Origin of the sequence: Paracoccus sp. (in: a-proteobacteria), assembly GCF_030604785.1 — a bacterium.
Classification (GTDB): domain Bacteria; phylum Pseudomonadota; class Alphaproteobacteria; order Rhodobacterales; family Rhodobacteraceae; genus Paracoccus.
This window is the reverse complement of sequence record NZ_JAUVVF010000035.1, coordinates 1-15,737: the sequence shown is the minus strand read 5'-3', so window position 1 is coordinate 15,737 and position 15,737 is coordinate 1. Positions and strand designations below refer to the sequence as shown.

The following is a 15,737-nucleotide window of genomic DNA, read 5'->3' as shown; positions in this document are numbered from 1 at the left end:
TCCGCTCAAGTCCCTTGTCGCAAAAACGTCACGCAACGCGCGCAAGCGGTGCACGACCGGTGCACATCCGGCGCCGCGCCGGTGCATCCCCGGTGAGGCCGGTTTTCCCCGAGAAACAAGGGATTTTCTCGCCCTGCCCGGCCCCCGCCGTTGCGCGCACAGCCGCTGCAACGCGCGCCGCACTTTTCATCACCGCGCAACGGGGCTAGAGAAGCGCGACCCCCAAAGGACGCATGCCATGGCCCGCCACCTGATCACCTCTGCCCTGCCCTATATCAACGGCATCAAGCATCTGGGGAACCTCGTCGGCTCCCAGCTTCCGGCGGATCTCTATGCCCGCTACCTGCGCGCGCGCGGCCACGAGGTCATGTTCATCTGCGCCACCGACGAACACGGCACCCCGGCCGAACTGGCCGCCGCCAAGACCGGCGAGGCCGTGGCCGATTACTGCGCCCGGATGCATGCCGAACAAAGCGCGCTGGCCGCCGGGTTCGGCCTGTCCTTCGACCATTACGGCCGCTCGTCCAGCGACCGCAACCGCGCCCTGACCCAGCATTTCGCCGGCCGTCTGGCCGATCAGGGCTATATCCGCGAAGTTGTTGAAAAGCAGGTCTATTCGCATGCCGACAACCGCTTTCTGCCCGACCGCTACATCGAGGGGACCTGCCCCAATTGCGGCTATGACAAGGCCCGCGGCGACCAGTGCGAGAACTGCACCAAGCAGCTTGACCCGACCGACCTGATCAACCCCCGCAGCGCGATTTCCGGCTCGACCGATCTCGAGGTGCGCGAGACCAAGCACCTCTATCTGCGCCAGTCGGCGCTGAAATCCGAGATCGCGGCCTGGATCGACGGCAAGACCGACTGGCCGATCCTGACCACCTCGATCGCGAAGAAATGGCTGAACGACGGCGACGGGCTTCAGGATCGCGGCATCACCCGCGATCTGGATTGGGGCGTGCCCGTGAAGCGCGGCGATCAGGACTGGCCGGGCATGGAGGGCAAGGTCTTCTACGTCTGGTTCGACGCGCCCATCGAATATATCGGCGCGACCGCCGAATGGGCCGACGCGACAGGCGCAGGCGAGGAAGGCTGGCGCCGCTGGTGGCGCCTGGACGAGGGCGCCGAGGACGTGACCTACACCCAGTTCATGGGCAAGGATAACGTGCCTTTCCATACGCTTAGCTTCCCCGCCACGCTGATCGGATCGGGCGAGCCGTGGAAGATGGTCGATTACATCAAGTCGTTCAACTACCTGACCTATGACGGCGGGCAGTTCAGCACCTCGCAGGGCCGCGGCGTCTTCATGGACCACGCGCTGGAGATCCTGCCGGCGGATTACTGGCGCTGGTGGCTGCTGTCCCACGCCCCCGAAAGCGGCGACAGCGAGTTCACCTGGGAGAATTTCCAGCAATCGGTGAACAAGGATCTGGCCGACGTCCTGGGCAATTTCGTCAGCCGCATCACCAAGTTCTGCCGCTCGAAATTCGGCGAGACCGTGCCCGAAGGCCCGGCCTACGGCGCTGACGAGGCCGCCCTGATCGCCGCCCTGACGGCGCGCCTGGCCGCCTATGACGCCAACATGCAGGCGATGGAGGTCCGCAAGGCCGCATCCGAACTGCGCGCGATCTGGGTTCTGGGCAACGAATACCTGCAATCCGCCGCACCCTGGACGGTGTTCAAGACCGATCCCGAGAAGGCCGCGATGCAGGTCCGGATGGGGCTGAACCTGATCCGGCTCTATGCGGTTCTGTCGGCGCCCTTCATCCCCTTCGCCTCGGCCCGGCTGCTCGAGGCGATGGGCACGATCGATGCCGCCTGGCCTGGCGACCTGACCGAGGCGCTGTCCGCGCTGCGCCCCGGCCATGCCTTCACAGTGCCCGACCTGCTGTTCGCCAAGATCAGCGACGAGGACCGCGAGGCCTGGGCCGAACGCTTCAAGGGCCTGCGGAGCTGAGAACCGTCAGTCCTGCGCTCCTTGCGACCCGCGACCGGGCGGGGGGCATCCTGCCCCCCGCACCCCCCTGGGCCGGCCAAGAAAGCGTGACCTTTGGGCAACAACCGGCCGCAGCCCTTCGCCGCGCCGGTTGTGACCGCAAGGGGGCAGGCTTAATCCCGACCCCGTTACCCAGGTAAGCGGCCCGTTCCCTTGGCCCCTGCCCCCAGGCATGCACATCCCGCATCACCGGAGCCTCTCGCATGCCTCTTTCCCATGCCGCGGCCGCGCCTTCGCGGCGCATGGCCTCTTGCCCCGCCCTCGTCCGTGCCACCCTTGCCGCCTCTGTCGCGCTGGCACCCGCCCCGAGCGCGGCGCAGGACGGCGCGCCCATCCTGCTGGACGAGATCGTCATCACCGCCTCGGGCTTTGAACAGAACGTCGCCGACGCGCCGGCCAGCATCACCGTGATTCCGGGCGCCGAATTGCAGCGCCGCAACATCACCAGCCTGACCGACGCGCTGCGCGGCGTGCAGGGCGTCGCCGCGACCGGCATCGCCAACGAGCAGGACATCACCATCAGGGGCCTTGGCGGGCAATACACGCTGATCCTGGTGGACGGAAAACGCCAATCCACCCGCGAAAGCCGCACCAATGGCAGCGCGGGGATCGAGCAGAGCTTCATCCCCCCCGTCGCCGCCATCGAGCGGATCGAGATCGTGCGCGGCCCGATGTCGTCGCTATACGGCTCTGACGCGATGGGCGGCGTGATCAACATCATCACCAAGCCCGTGGCGGATCGGTGGGGCGGGTCGGTCACGGCCGAGACCACGATCCCAAGACGCGACGAGGACGGTTCAAGCCGGCAGCTGTCCTTCTATGCCAACGGCCCGGTCATCGCTGACCGCTTGGGCCTGCAGATCTGGGGCCGCAAGCTGGACCGCAGCGAGGCGCGCGTGATCGACGGCCTGCGCGACCGCGACCTGACCGACCTGTCCGCCCGGGTGAGTTGGACCCCCGCCACGGATCACGAGATCAGCCTGCAGGGCGGGCGCAGCCGGATCGAGGATCTGGGCCGTGTCGGCCGCACCATCCCCGAGACCGATTTCCAGGGCACTCGCCAGAATGACAGCCTGCAGGAGAACAAGCGCGACCATGCCCGGCTGAGCTATGCGGGCCGGATGGGCGAGACGCGGCTTGAGGCTTCGGTCCAGCGCGAGACGGGGCAGCGCGTGACCTCGTCGGGCAATGGCGCGGTGGGCCTGTCGCCTGCCACGCGCGCGCCCAAGGTCACGAACACCGTCGCCGATGCCAAGCTGACCACGCCGCTGGAATGGCAGGGCCGCCACATGCTGACCCTGGGCGCCCAGCACGACAGGGCCGAGGTGCGTGACCAGAATCCCGGCCTTGGCGATGGCGTGACCTATCGCTTTGCCACCTCGCAATGGGCGATCTTTGCCGAGGACGAATGGAAGCCCAACGACGACTTTGCCCTGACGCTTGGCGCGCGTTTGAACCGCCACAAGGAATTCGGCACCCATGTCACGCCGCGCCTCTACGGGGTCTGGAACGCGACGCCGGATCTGGTGCTGAAAGGCGGCGTCTCGACCGGGTTCCGGGCGCCGGACGTGCGTTCGATCGTGCCGGGCTATTTCTATACCACGCAGCGCGGCGCGGGGGTGATCGTCTCGAACCCCGATCTCGACCCCGAGAAAAGCACGAATTTCGAGCTGGCGGCGCTGTATCAGGGCCAAGGCTTCAGCCTCGGCGCCACGGTCTTCCGCACCGATTTCGAGAACAAGATCGAAAGCACCAATACCGGCCAGCGCATCACGGTGGGCGGTCAAGGCTACAACCGGTGGGAATGGTTCAATGTGGGCGAGGCGCGGCTGCAGGGCGTGGAACTGACGGCCGACTGGAACGCCTCGGCGGATGTGACGCTGCGGGCCTCCTACAGCCTGGTCGATTCCGAACAGCGCACGGGTGCCTTTGCAGGCCTGCCGCTGGCGCGCACGCCGCGCCATTCGGCCAGCGTCACGGTGGATTGGCAGACGCCCGTCACCGGGCTGGACCTGTGGGGCGCCGCAAATTACCACGGCCGCGAAATCGCTGCGGGGGCGCGGATCGGCACCAATGGCCGGCCCTATGCCACGAACGAGGCCGGGGATGTCATTGCCTATGAATACGGGTCCTACCTGACGGTGGATCTGGGCGCGAATTACCGCCTGTCGGATCGCGCGACGGTCAATGCGGCGGTCTACAACCTGCTGGACCGCGACATCGACATGGCGACGAACAACACGGTCGGCGAAGGCCGCCGCCTGTGGCTGGGCCTGACGACCGAGTTCTGACCCCATCCCCGGCGGTGGACATTCCGCCGCCGGGCCGCTTTCATCCGGGCCAATCATAAAGGAGACCCGGATGACCCATTGCATCCTGATCGGCGCCCCCGTCGATGAAGGCCAGCGCCGCCCCGGCTGCCTCATGGGGCCCGCCGCCTATCGCGTGGCGGGCCTTGCCGGAACCCTGTCCGCGCTTGGCCATCAGGTCGAGGATCGCGGCGACGTCGTGCCCGGCCCCGTGGGCACCGAGACCTGCGCCAATCCCGCCGTCCATCACCTGCCCGAGATGATCGCCTGGACCGAGGCGCTGGCCCGCGCGACCGAGGATGCGATGGCCACGGGCATGCCGGTCATCATGGGCGGCGATCATGCGCTGGCCATGGGAACCCTGACCGGGGTCGCCCGGCACGCCGCGCGCGCCGACAGGCCGCTTTTTGTGATCTGGCTGGACGCGCACAGCGATTTCCACACGGTCGAAACGACGACCTCGGGCAATCTGCATGGAACGCCGATGGCCTATGCCAGCGGGCTGCCGGGCTTTGCGCCCTTTCCGCCCTTCCCCGCCCCCATTCCGGGCGAGAACATCTGCATGTTCGGCATCCGCAGCGTGGACCCGGCCGAGCTGGCCGCGATGCAGCCGACCGAGATCACCGTGAACGACATGCGCGTCCTGGACGAGCACGGCATCACCGCACCGCTGCGGGCCTTTCTGGACCGGGTGAACGCGGCGGGCGGGCTCTTGCATGTCAGCCTGGACGTGGATTTCCTGGACCCCTCGATTGCGCCTGCGGTGGGTACCACGGTGCCCGGCGGCGCCACCTTCCGCGAGGCGCATCTGGTCATGGAATTGCTGCACGAATCCGGGCTGGTAACCTCGCTGGATTTGGTCGAGCTGAACCCCTTTCTGGACGAGCGTGGCCGCACCGCCAAGCTGATGGTCGATCTGGTCGGCAGCCTGATGGGGCGCAAGGTCTTTGACCGCCCGACACGCAGCTTCGGCTGAGGCCGCCAAGCCCTTGCCCCGGATCGCCAAATTCCTGTCGCATCGCCCGCCCGTCTGTGGCATGAGGCAGGCGATGCGGACGTGGCGAAACCGGTAGACGCAGCAGACTTTGACGATTGGAGTGCCCGGTCGGGGAAACCCCCGGTGCAGAACCGCTCAAATTCGGGGAAAGCTCTGGGCGCTCGCGCCCGTGCCGATCCCGAGCCAAGCCCCGGAAATGGGGAAGGTGTAGAGACTAGACGGGCGGCGCCTAAAGCCCCGGGGCCATGGCGAAGGGATAGTCCAGACCACGAACGGGCCGCATCTGCGCCCGGCGGCGAAAGCCGAAGTGGTACGAAAATCTGTTTTCCGCAAGGAAGTGCGGGTTCGAGCCCCGCCGTCCGCACCATGATCCGCCGCCCCTCCTGTCCGGGGGGCGGCGGCCCTGTTTCAGCCCTCTTGCGTCGCAGTCTCGCGCGGGGGGCGGCCGATGATCTCGCGCAGCGCGTCCAGTTCGATGAAGTTGTCGGCCTGGCGGCGCAGATCGTCAGCGATCATCGGCGGCTGGCTGCGGATGGTCGAGCAGACCGAGACCCGCACGCCCTGGCGCTGCAGCGCCTCGACCAGCGGCCGGAAGTCGCCGTCGCCGGAAAACAGCACGACATGATCCAGCCGCGGCGCCAGTTCCATGGCGGTCACGGCCAGTTCGATATCCATGTTCCCCTTGACCTTGCGGCGGCCAAGCGCGTCCGTGTATTCGCGGGCCGGCTTGGTGACGACGCAATAGCCGTTGTAGTGCAGCCAGTCGACCAGCGGCCGGATGGGGGAATAATCCTCGCCATCCACCAGCGCCGTGTAGTAATAGGCGCGCATGAGCTTGCCGCGGCGGTCGAACTCTTGTCGCAAGAGCTTGTAATCAATATCAAAGCCAAGTGCCTTGGACGCAGCATAGAGGTTTGCCCCATCTATGAAGATCGCCAGGCGGTCATCCTTGTAGAACATGCGGTGTTGCCTTCAATAAGCCTTGATGTTGGGCAGCCCTGGGGCGGTCGGGGTGAGGGGCCCGACCGAATGCCCCGGCCACGGTTTGTAGGACGGGAAGGAGAGAATGGTTAACCTGTCTTCTGGTATAGTCGCTCTGGGCGCGAACCTCCCCGCATCCGCGCAGGGTCCGGTGGACACGCTGCACGAAACCGTGGGCATTCTGCATGCGGAACCCGAGATTTCAATCACGGCGCTCAGCCGCTTCTGGCGGACACCCGCCTATCCGCCCGGCTCGGGCCCGGATTTCGCCAATGCGGCGGCACTGATCCGCACCAGCCTGCCGGCCGATGCGCTGCTGGCGCGGCTGCATGCGATCGAGGCGGAGGCCGGGCGTGACCGCTCGACCGGGCGATGGTCGGCGCGGGTGCTGGATCTGGACCTGATCGCGCTGGACGGGCAGATCCTGCCCGACGAGACGACGCTGCGTCACTGGATCGGGCTTGCGCCGCAGGATCAGGGCCGCGTCGCGCCGGACCGGCTGATCCTGCCGCATCCCAGGATGCAGGATCGCGGCTTCGTGCTGGCGCCGCTGGCCGAGATCGCGCCCGGCTGGCGCCATCCGCTGACCGGGCGCAGCGTGGCCGAGATGCTGGCGGCGCTCGGCGCGGACGATCTGGCGGGAATGCGCCCTCTGGAAGCAGGCGATCTGGGGGCTTTTGCTTGACATTACCCCGGATGCTGACCACTAGTCCGGTTTCGCCCGGAATATCCGATTCGCAACTGCACAGGTGATTCATGGCCCGCGTTACGGTTGAAGACTGCGTCGACAAGGTTCCCAACCGGTTTGATCTGGTGATGCTGGCCGCGCATCGCGCGCGCGAGATCGCGGCGGGCAGCCCTGCCACCGTGGACCGCGACAACGACAAGAACCCCGTCGTCGCACTGCGCGAGATCGCCGAGGAAACCCAGCCCGTCGATGACCTGCGGGAGCGGATGATCGAATCCACCCAGACCCAGATCGAGGTGGACGAGCCCGAGGAGGACGCGATGGCGCTGCTTCTGGGCGCCGAGGTCGACCGCCCCCGTCCCGCCGACGAGGAATCCGAAGAGCGCATGCTCCGCATGATGCTGGAAGCCAACCAGCGCGGCTGACGGCACCGGGGCAAGAACAGCAAGCAGAGGTCTTCGGCAGCAAGATGATCGACGTCGAAGACCTTCTGGCGTTGGTGCGGAACTACAACCCGCGCAGCAATGCCGCTCTGATCCGCGACGCCTACGAATACGGCATGCGGATGCATGAGGGGCAGTTCCGGCATTCGGGCGAGCCCTATTTCACCCATCCCATCGCCGTCGCCGCCATCCTGACCGAGATGCGGCTGGACGACGCCACGATCATCACCGCCCTGCTGCACGACACGATCGAGGACACGCGCTCGACCAAGGCCGAGGTCGCCGCGATGTTCGGCGAAGAGATCGCCGATCTGGTCGACGGCGTGACCAAGCTGACCAATCTGGAACTGTCCAGCGCCCAGTCCAAGCAGGCCGAGAATTTCCGCAAGCTGTTCATGGCCATGTCGCGCGATCTGCGCGTGATCCTGGTCAAGCTGGCCGACCGGCTGCACAACATGCGCACCATCCGCTCGATGAAGCCGGAAAAGCAGGTCAAGAAGGCGCGCGAGACGATGGACATCTACGCCCCGCTGGCGGGCCGGATGGGCATGCAATGGATGCGCGAGGAACTGGAGGACCTGGCCTTCAAGGTCATCAATCCCGAGGCGCGCAATTCCATCATCCGCCGCTTCGTCAGCATGCAGCGCGACAGCGGCGACATCATCGGCCAGATCACTGCCGACATCCGGGTCGAACTGGAACGCGAGGACATCGAGGCGACCGTCTTCGGGCGCGCGAAGAAGCCCTTCAGCGTCTGGCGCAAGATGCAGGAAAAGCAGCTCGCCTTCTCGCGCCTGTCCGACATCTACGGCTTCCGCATCATCACCACCTCGGAAATGGACTGCTATCGCGCGCTTGGCGTGATCCATCACCGCTGGCGGGCTGTGCCGGGACGGTTCAAGGACTATATCAGCCAGCCGAAATCGAACGGCTACCGCTCGATCCACACGACGGTCTCGGGGCGCGACGGCAAGCGCGTCGAGGTGCAGATCCGCACCCGCCAGATGCACGAGGTCGCCGAGGCCGGGGTGGCCGCGCATTGGTCCTATCGCGACGGGGTGCGGGCGCGGAACCCCTTTGCCGTCGATCCGGCCGCCTGGATCGCGCAGCTGACCGACCGCTTCGACAGCGAGGACCACAACGAATTCCTCGAGCATGTGAAGCTCGAGATGTATCAGGACCAGGTCTTCTGCTTCACGCCCAAGGGCGACGTGCTGCAATTGCCCAAGGGCGCGACCCCGGTCGATTTCGCCTATGCGATCCACACCCGGCTGGGCAATTCCTGTGTCGGCGCCAAGGTGGACGGCATCCGTGTGCCGCTGTGGACGCGGCTGAAGAACGGGCAATCCGTCGACATCATCTCGGCGTCGGGGCAGCGGCCGCAATCGACCTGGCTGGACATCGTGGTCACGGGCCGCGCCAAGGCCGCGATTCGGCGCAGCCTGCGCGAGGAGGACCGCGACCGCTTCATGCGGCTGGGGCGCGAACTGGTGCGCGTCAGCTTCGAGCATGTCGGCCGCAAGGTCACCGACAAGGCGCTGCGCACGGCGGCGCGCCAGATGGGCCTGCCCTCGGCCGAGGATCTGCTGGCCCGGATCGGCAGCGCCGAGAACTCGGCCAAGGAAGTTCTGGAACTGCTCTATCCCGAACTGGCCGATCACGATGACGAGATCGATTCGCGCCGTCCCATCGCCGGGCTGGAGGCGGATGCCAATTTCAAGCGCGCCCCCTGCTGCAACCCGCTGCCGGGCGAACGGATCGTCGGCATCACCTATCGCGGGGCGGGGGTGGTCATTCACGCCATCGATTGCCCCGTTCTGGCCGAATTCGAGGACAATCCGCAGCGTTGGGTGGATCTGCAATGGCGCGACGGGCGCCATCCCGCGGCCTATTCCACGGTGCTGAGCCTGACGATCCGGCATGATGCCGGCGTTCTTGGGCGCATCTGCAGCTTGATCGGCGGGCAGGGGGCGAATATCTCGAACCTCGAGTTCATCGATCGCAAGCCCGACTTCTACCGCATCGAGGTCGAGGTCGAGCTGCGCGATCACGAGCATCTGCACAAGCTGCTGACCGCGCTGGAAGCGGACAGCGATGTGGCGCAAGTGGCGCGGATTCGCGACCCGGCGCTGAAACCCTGAAGACGGCCCCGGCGGGCCGTCCGTCCCAAGCATCGGGTGGCCCGTGTTCAAGCGCAAGAAGCCTCGCAGTTACGGCCAGATTGCCAGCGATTTCATCTATCCTCGCGGCGGCTGGCGGCGGGCCGGAACCTATGTCCTGCATCGCCTGCGCCGCCTGCCCGACCAGCCGCACCGCATCGCGCGGGGCGTGGCGGCGGGGGTCTTCGTGTCCTTCACGCCGCTTTTCGGGTTCCACTTCCTGTCGGCCGCGGCGCTGGCCTGGATCATCCGCGGCAATGTGCTGGCCGCGCTGCTGGCGACCTTTGTCGGCAATCCGGTCACCTTCCCCTTTATCGCGCTGGCGGCGGTGGGGCTGGGACGGCGCATCCTGGGTCTGCCGGGCGAGCCCTCGGCCAACCTGATCTTTCGCGAATTCACCCGCGCCAGCGGCGAGTTGTGGCACAACATCAAGTCGATCTTCGGCCCGGAGACGGCGCATTGGAACCGGCTGTGGGAGTTTCACGAGCAGATCTTCCTGCCCTATTGGGTCGGAGGGATTATCCTGGGCGTGGCGGTGTCGGTGGCGACGCATTACCTGACCGTGCCGGTCTTCCGCGCCTATCAGCGCCGGCGCGAGAAGAAGATGGCCGACCGGATCGCGCGGGCGGCCGAACTGGCGGCGGCGCGTGCGGCAGCGCCGGAGGGGGGCGCTGCCCCCCATCCCCGTTCCGGGGATTCCCCCCGGGATATTTGAACCAAGGCAAGGGGGCTGGGGGCCTCAGTATCCTCGGCTGCGGTCCACGAGGCAGGAGATGGGTTGGCCCGACATGGCGGCGCGCAGGTTGGCCGCGACGACCGGAGCCGCGGTTTCGGGCCTTGTTTCGGCCGCGATATGGGGGGTGACGGTCACGCCGGCATGGTGCCAGAAGGGGTGATCGGGGGGCAGCGGTTCGGTCCGGAAGACGTCCAGCACGGCATGGGCCAGGTGCCCCGCATCCAGCGCGTCGAGCAGGGCGTGATCGTCGATCAGCGTGCCGCGCCCCGGATTGATGAGCCAAGCGCCTTTGGGCAGCAGGCCAAGGCTGGCCGCGTCCATGAGGTTGCGCGTGTCGGGCGTGTCGGGCAGCAGCGCAATCAGGATCTGCGCCTGCGCGAGGGCCTTGGGCAGGTCGGAGGTGACGGTCACGCCCTCGACCGGGGTGCCGCTGCGGCTGAAGCCGGTGACGGGGAAGCCGATCGCGCGCAGATGGCGGGCCGTGGCGCGGCCCAGCTCGCCCATGCCGAGGATCGTCACGGGACGCTCGGTCGCCAGTGGCGGGATCTGGCCGTTGCGCCAGATCCCGTCCTGGGCGTAGCCGTCCATGCCCAGATGCGCGCGCATCGTCCAGCCGGTGCAGTATTCCGCCATGCCCGCCGCGAGGCCCGGATCGACCATCCGCGCCAGCGGCTGGGTCAGGGTCGGGTTCGTCACGATCCGTTCGACCCCGGCCCAGAGGCTCTGGACGAGACGGGCGTTGCGATAGGGCGAGAAATCCTCGATATCGCCGCCCGGCGCGTAGATGATCGCGTCGAAGGCGGCGGGGTCTCCGTCGCGTTGCAGCACCATCTCGGGGCAGGCGGCGCGCAGGGCGGGCGCCCATTCGTCCCAGACCTGCGGGCGGGCAGAGAAACGGACGCGCATCATCGTGGCCTGTGGACATGCGCGGACTGGACCAGTCCGAAGCCGAGCATCAGGATCATCAGCGAGGTTCCTCCGTAGCTGACCAGCGGCAGGGGCGAGCCCTTGGCGGGCAGAAGCCCCATCACCGTGGCCATGTTGATGGCGAAATAGAGGAAGAAGGTCCCCGAAATGCCGATCGTGATCAGGCTGGCGAAGCGGTCGCGGTTCGACAGCGCCGAATAGAGGCAGAAGCCCAGGATCAGCATGTAGAGGGTCAGAAGCGAGATCGCGCCGACAAAGCCGAATTCCTCGGCCAGCACGGTGAAGATGAAGTCGGTGTGTTTCTCGGGCAGGAAGTTCAGCCGCGATTGCGAGCCCTGCATGAAGCCCCGACCCGACCATCCGCCCGAGCCGAAGGCGATCTGGCTCTGGATGATGTTGTAGCCCGCACCCAGGGGATCGGCATAGGGGTCGAGGAAGGTGTCGATCCGGCGGTACTGGTAATCCTTGAGCAACTGCCATTCGGTGCCGCGGCTTTTCAGCACCGCCGTCACCAGCCCCACCCCGGCCCCCGCGATGATGGCGAAGTACCACAGCGACACGCCCGCAGCGAACATCACGATGGCGCCCCCCGCGACCAGCATGATCGAGGTGCCCAGATCGGGCTGGATCAGCACCAGCCCCGTCGGCGCCAGGATCAGCAGGGCCGGGATGATCACCCAGAGGGGCCTTGAGACGCGGCGGATGTCCAGCCAGTCGTAATAGGCCGCCAGCAGCAGGACGAGTGCGATCTTCATCAGCTCGGACGGCTGGATGCGGATCGGGCCAAGGTCGATCCAGCGCCGTGCGCCCATGCCGATCACGCCGAACAGGTCCACCGCGACCAGCATCAGGAAGCAGACCACATAGGCCGCCACCGAGATGCCCCGCCAGAACCACATCGGCACGAAGGCCAGTCCGATCATCAGGACCATGCCCACCGCGAAGCGGTACATCTGCGGCTCGGCCCAGAGGTCCAGACGCCCCCCTGCCACGGAATAGAGCATCACGAAGCCGATGCAGCAGACCGCCGTGACCAGAAGGACCAGCGGCCAGCTGATATGCAGGATCTTGCGCCAGCCGGTCGGGATCTGGGCGACCTTGTAATCAAGATAGGCCATGGCTCAGACCCTCGTGCGGGCGTTGCGGGGGGGCTCGGGGATGAACAGGTCCATGGCCTGATGGCGGGCCTCCATCGCGGCGCGCTGCTCGGACGGGACGGCGTCCAGCGGGGGCAGCCCGCCATTCAGCGCGAACAGAAGGATGTCGCGCGCCAGAGGCGCCGCAGCGGTCGAGCCGCCGCCGCCATGTTCCACCACCAGCGAGATGGCGTATTTCGGCGCCTCGAAGGGCGCATAGGCCACGAACAGCGCGTGGTCGCGCCGGTTCCACGGCAGCTGGTCGTTCGAGATGACGCCGCGCGCGCGTTCGGCGGCGGTGATGTTGCGGACCTGGCTGGTGCCGGTCTTGCCCGCGATGCGCCATTCGTCGCGGATGATCCGGCTGGCCCGTGCGGTGCCGCGATTGCCGTACATGACCGCATCCATGCCCAGCCGCGTGACGCGCAGGGTATTGGCGCTGACGCCCTCCAGTTCCGGCCAGTCGGGGACGGGCTGGCGCACGCCGTCGATGGCGCGAATGAGCCGCGGCTCGACCGCGCGGCCGCTGGCGATGCGGGCAGTCATCACCGCCAGTTGCAGCGGCGAGGACAGCACATAGCCCTGCCCGATCGAGGCGTTGAGGCTGTCGCCGATCTGCCACGGCTGGCCGTGGCGACGCATCTTCCATTCGCGGTCCGGGGCGATCCCCTCGGCCACGGCGGACATGGGCAGGTCGTGGCGCACGCCCAGGCCGAACTTGCGCGCCATCTCGGCGATGCGGTCGATGCCCACGCGCTGTGCCAGTTCGTAGTAATAGACGTCGCAGCTTTCCTCGAGGCCCTTGACCGCATCGACCGAGCCATGCCCGCCCCGCCGCCAGCAGTGAAAGCGACGCCCGCCCAGTTCGGTATAGCCTGGGCAGAAGAAGCGCGTGCCGGCATTGACGACGCCGGCCTCGAGTCCGGCCATCAGCACGACCATCTTGAAGGTCGAGCCCGGCGGATAGACGCCCTGCACGGTCTTGTCGGCCAGCGGGCGGTGGTCGTGATCCATCAGCGCGCGATAATCGCGGCTGGAAATGCCCCGCACGAACAGGTTCGGGTCGAAACTGGGCGACGAGCAGATCGCCGCCAGTTCGCCCGTCTCGCAATCCATCACGACGGCGGCGGCGCTTTCCTCGCCCAGGCGCTGCGCGGCATAGTTCTGAAGCGCGGCATCGACGGTCAGTTGCAGCGTGGCGCCCTGTTCGCCCTCTTGGCGGGACAGTTCGCGCATCTCGCGGCCGGTGCTGTTCACCTCGACCCGCCGGGCGCCGGCCTTGCCGCGCAGGATTTCCTCGAGGCGGCCCTCGACGCCGATCTTGCCCAGCTGGAAATCGGGCAGGCGCAGCACCGGGTCGGGCTGTTCGATCCGCGACAGGTCGAAGTCGCTGACCGGGCCGACATAGCCCATCACATGCGCGAAATCGCCCCGGCGGGGATAGGCCCGCGACAAGGCCGATTCCGGCGTGACGCCCGGCAGGGACGGAGCGTTCACGGCAATGGCGCTGAACTGCTCCCATGACAGCCGGTCGGCCAGCACGATGGGCGTGATCGCGCTGCGGCGGGAAAATTCTTCCAGCAATTCCTCGATCCGGGCATCGCTGAGCGGGATGATCTGCGCCAGCCGCCGCAGGATCGGCTCGACATCGCCGCCCGCTTCCTCGCGCGTCAGCGTGACGCGGTAATTCTGTTCGTTCCCGGCGATCACGATGCCGTTGCGGTCCAGGATCAGGCCGCGCGCGGGCGGCAGCAGGCGGATCTTGATCGAGTTGCCGTCGGCCAGCATCCGGAATTCCTCGGCGTGGTCCAGCTGCATCGACCGCATCTGCATCGCCAGGGCCCCCGCCGTGGCGATCTGGATGCCGCCCAGCATCAGCCCGCGGCGGGTGATCATGCGGCTGCTGTCCTGGATCTCGCGCGGGGATTTCTTCATCTGCGGCCTCGTCTCAATCGGGGCGGCCGGGGCGGCGCAGCCCCAGCAGCCAGCGCGCGGCCAGCACCACCAGCGGATAGGAGGCGACCGTCGCCACGACCTGAAGCATCGCCTGTCCCAGGGCCGGAACCGGCAGCATGAACAGGATCTGCACCAGCCGGTAGCCCAGGATCATGACCGCGATCAGCACCGCCGCGCGCAACCACTCAACCAGAAAACCCTGGTCGCGCCAACGGTGCTCTCGCGTTCGTGCGGCCTCGGTGCCCAGAAGGACGATCACCGGCCACAGGCCGAGCGGCCGCATCAGCAGCACGTCCTCGATCAGGACGGCCAGCACGATGACCGGCGCGGCAAGCTGGTCGGGGCGGCGCAGCACCCAGACCAGCGACAGCGCCAGCAGCAGGTCCGGCCCCGGCCAGCCCGGCCCCGCCGACAGGGGCAGCATCCGCACGAACAGCAGCACCAGCACCGCCAGCAGGAACAGCAGGCTGCCGGTCACGAAGTCGCGGCGCGGCAATTGCATCATGGCGCGGCATCCGCCGAGGCAGCCTCGGCGTCAGGGGCGGGCATTTCGGGGCCGATCGGCGCGGTGTCGCCGCGAATGATCGCGTCGACATCGGCCACGGCCTCGGCCGGATGGCTGCGCAGGACGCGCAGGAATTCCAGCCGCCCGTAATCAGCCGCCATCAAAAGCCGCATCCGCCCGTCGCTGCCCTGCGCCACCTGCCCGACCAGAAGCCCCGACGGAAACACCCCCCCATCGCCCGAGGTCACGACCCGGTCGCCCGGACGCACATTGTCCAGGTTCTCGATGAATTCCAGCAGCGGCAATGGCGTGTTGTCGCCGGTCAGCAGCGCACGTTCCCCCGTGGGCTGCACCGTCACCGGGATGCGCGACGAGGGGTCGGTCAGCAGCACCACCCGGCTGGTCGAGCGCCCGACCCCCGCGATCCGGCCCACCAGCCCCAACCCGTCCATCGTGGCCCAACCCTCGACCACGCCATCCTGCGCGCCGACATTCAGCAGGACCGACTGCCGGAACGCCGTGCCGCTATCCATCAGCACCATCCCCGTCAGCCCGGTCAGCGAGGGGTCGATGCGGACATTATTCAGTGCCAGCAGCTTGGAATTCTCCTGCTCCAGCTGGACGGCGGCCTCTTTCCAGGCGGACATGCGCTGCAATTCGCGCCGCAATTCCTGGTTCTGTTCGTAAAGGCGCGCATAGCTTTGAAAGCCGGCGATCATCTGGCTGACCCGCGTGACCGGCACCAGCGCCCATTCGAAACGCGGCACGATCCGGTCGATCATGGCGACCCGCATCTGTTCGGCGCGGGGGCTGTCGATGCGCCAGAACAGGAACAGGACCAGAAGCGCAAGCGCCAGCACGGCGATCAGGATGCGCCGGACGGGGGTTGCGTAATCTGGTCCCT

The 15,737-nt window shown here is 67.2% G+C and carries 13 protein-coding genes; 7 read left to right on the top strand and 6 right to left on the bottom strand.

Annotation, left to right across the window (positions count from 1 at the left end):
• Positions 1 to 238: 238 nt before the first annotated feature.
• The 3 genes from metG (at position 239) to rocF (ending at position 5,281) form a co-directional block, all read left to right on the top strand.
• Positions 239 to 1,957, top strand: a complete 1,719-nt coding sequence (gene metG / locus QAR72_RS11755) for a methionine--tRNA ligase (RefSeq protein WP_304617568.1) — start codon at positions 239 to 241, stop codon at positions 1,955 to 1,957.
• A 281-nt stretch (positions 1,958 to 2,238) separates the two neighbouring features.
• Entirely contained in the window at positions 2,239 to 4,287 is a 2,049-nt protein-coding gene (locus QAR72_RS11750; RefSeq protein ID WP_304617567.1) for a TonB-dependent receptor domain-containing protein, read from the top strand.
• Between the two features lie 70 nt (positions 4,288 to 4,357).
• Positions 4,358 to 5,281 carry an arginase gene (rocF, locus tag QAR72_RS11745; protein WP_304617566.1) on the top strand — a complete coding sequence of 308 codons (924 nt, stop codon included), beginning with the start codon at positions 4,358 to 4,360 and terminating at the stop codon, positions 5,279 to 5,281.
• Between the two features lie 429 nt (positions 5,282 to 5,710).
• Here rocF and QAR72_RS11740 read toward each other — a convergent pair whose 3' ends face one another.
• Positions 5,711 to 6,262 carry a LabA-like NYN domain-containing protein gene (locus tag QAR72_RS11740; protein WP_304617565.1) on the bottom strand — a complete coding sequence of 184 codons (552 nt, stop codon included), beginning with the start codon at positions 6,260 to 6,262 and terminating at the stop codon, positions 5,711 to 5,713.
• A gap of 106 nt (positions 6,263 to 6,368) precedes the next feature.
• On the opposite strand from QAR72_RS11740, the gene folK reads away from it, so the two are divergent.
• The 4 genes from folK (at position 6,369) to QAR72_RS11720 (ending at position 10,288) form a co-directional block, all read left to right on the top strand.
• The gene (gene folK, locus QAR72_RS11735) at positions 6,369 to 6,968 is read left to right on the top strand and encodes a 2-amino-4-hydroxy-6-hydroxymethyldihydropteridine diphosphokinase (RefSeq protein WP_304617564.1); all 600 of its coding nucleotides are present in this window, start codon (positions 6,369 to 6,371) and stop codon (positions 6,966 to 6,968) included.
• A 71-nt stretch (positions 6,969 to 7,039) separates the two neighbouring features.
• Positions 7,040 to 7,396, top strand: a complete 357-nt coding sequence (rpoZ, locus tag QAR72_RS11730; protein WP_304617563.1) for a DNA-directed RNA polymerase subunit omega — start codon at positions 7,040 to 7,042, stop codon at positions 7,394 to 7,396.
• Between the two features lie 44 nt (positions 7,397 to 7,440).
• On the top strand, positions 7,441 to 9,555 hold the full coding sequence (locus QAR72_RS11725; protein ID WP_304617562.1) for a RelA/SpoT family protein: 2,115 nt from the start codon (positions 7,441 to 7,443) through the stop codon (positions 9,553 to 9,555).
• A gap of 43 nt (positions 9,556 to 9,598) precedes the next feature.
• On the top strand, positions 9,599 to 10,288 hold the full coding sequence (locus QAR72_RS11720) for a DUF2062 domain-containing protein (RefSeq protein ID WP_304617561.1): 690 nt from the start codon (positions 9,599 to 9,601) through the stop codon (positions 10,286 to 10,288).
• Positions 10,289 to 10,312: 24 nt separating this feature from the next.
• On the opposite strand, the gene QAR72_RS11715 is transcribed toward QAR72_RS11720, so the two are convergent.
• The 5 genes from QAR72_RS11715 to mreC form a co-directional block, all read right to left on the bottom strand.
• A complete protein-coding gene (locus tag QAR72_RS11715; RefSeq protein ID WP_304617560.1) occupies positions 10,313 to 11,215 on the bottom strand; it encodes a 2-hydroxyacid dehydrogenase in 903 nt (300 codons plus the stop codon).
• Positions 11,215 to 12,354: a rod shape-determining protein RodA gene (gene rodA / locus QAR72_RS11710; protein ID WP_304617559.1), complete on the bottom strand. Its 1,140-nt coding sequence runs from the start codon at positions 12,352 to 12,354 to the stop codon at positions 11,215 to 11,217. Before rodA ends, QAR72_RS11715 begins: the two co-directional genes overlap by 1 nt.
• 3 nt (positions 12,355 to 12,357) lie before the next feature.
• Positions 12,358 to 14,307: a penicillin-binding protein 2 gene (mrdA, locus tag QAR72_RS11705; protein ID WP_304617558.1), complete on the bottom strand. Its 1,950-nt coding sequence runs from the start codon at positions 14,305 to 14,307 to the stop codon at positions 12,358 to 12,360.
• 13 nt (positions 14,308 to 14,320) lie between these two features.
• Positions 14,321 to 14,833, bottom strand: coding sequence for a rod shape-determining protein MreD (locus QAR72_RS11700; protein ID WP_304617557.1), 513 nt, complete (start codon positions 14,831 to 14,833; stop codon positions 14,321 to 14,323).
• Positions 14,830 to 15,737, bottom strand: a 908-nt coding sequence (gene mreC / locus QAR72_RS11695) for a rod shape-determining protein MreC (RefSeq protein WP_304617556.1), incomplete at its 5' end; no start/stop codon positions are given. The genes QAR72_RS11700 and mreC, both read right to left, overlap by 4 nt.

Coding starts and splice junctions, on each gene's coding strand:
- metG (WP_304617568.1), top strand. CDS start 239: ATGGCCCGCCACCTGATCACCTCTGCCCTGCCCTATATCAACGGCATC.
- rpoZ (WP_304617563.1), top strand. CDS start 7,040: ATGGCCCGCGTTACGGTTGAAGACTGCGTCGACAAGGTTCCCAACCGG.
- QAR72_RS11750 (WP_304617567.1), top strand. CDS start 2,239: ATGGCCTCTTGCCCCGCCCTCGTCCGTGCCACCCTTGCCGCCTCTGTC.
- rocF (WP_304617566.1), top strand. CDS start 4,358: ATGACCCATTGCATCCTGATCGGCGCCCCCGTCGATGAAGGCCAGCGC.
- QAR72_RS11725 (WP_304617562.1), top strand. CDS start 7,441: ATGATCGACGTCGAAGACCTTCTGGCGTTGGTGCGGAACTACAACCCG.
- folK (WP_304617564.1), top strand. CDS start 6,369: ATGGTTAACCTGTCTTCTGGTATAGTCGCTCTGGGCGCGAACCTCCCC.
- QAR72_RS11740 (WP_304617565.1), bottom strand. CDS start 6,262: ATGTTCTACAAGGATGACCGCCTGGCGATCTTCATAGATGGGGCAAAC.
- QAR72_RS11700 (WP_304617557.1), bottom strand. CDS start 14,833: ATGATGCAATTGCCGCGCCGCGACTTCGTGACCGGCAGCCTGCTGTTC.
- QAR72_RS11715 (WP_304617560.1), bottom strand. CDS start 11,215: ATGCGCGTCCGTTTCTCTGCCCGCCCGCAGGTCTGGGACGAATGGGCG.
- rodA (WP_304617559.1), bottom strand. CDS start 12,354: ATGGCCTATCTTGATTACAAGGTCGCCCAGATCCCGACCGGCTGGCGC.
- mrdA (WP_304617558.1), bottom strand. CDS start 14,307: ATGAAGAAATCCCCGCGCGAGATCCAGGACAGCAGCCGCATGATCACC.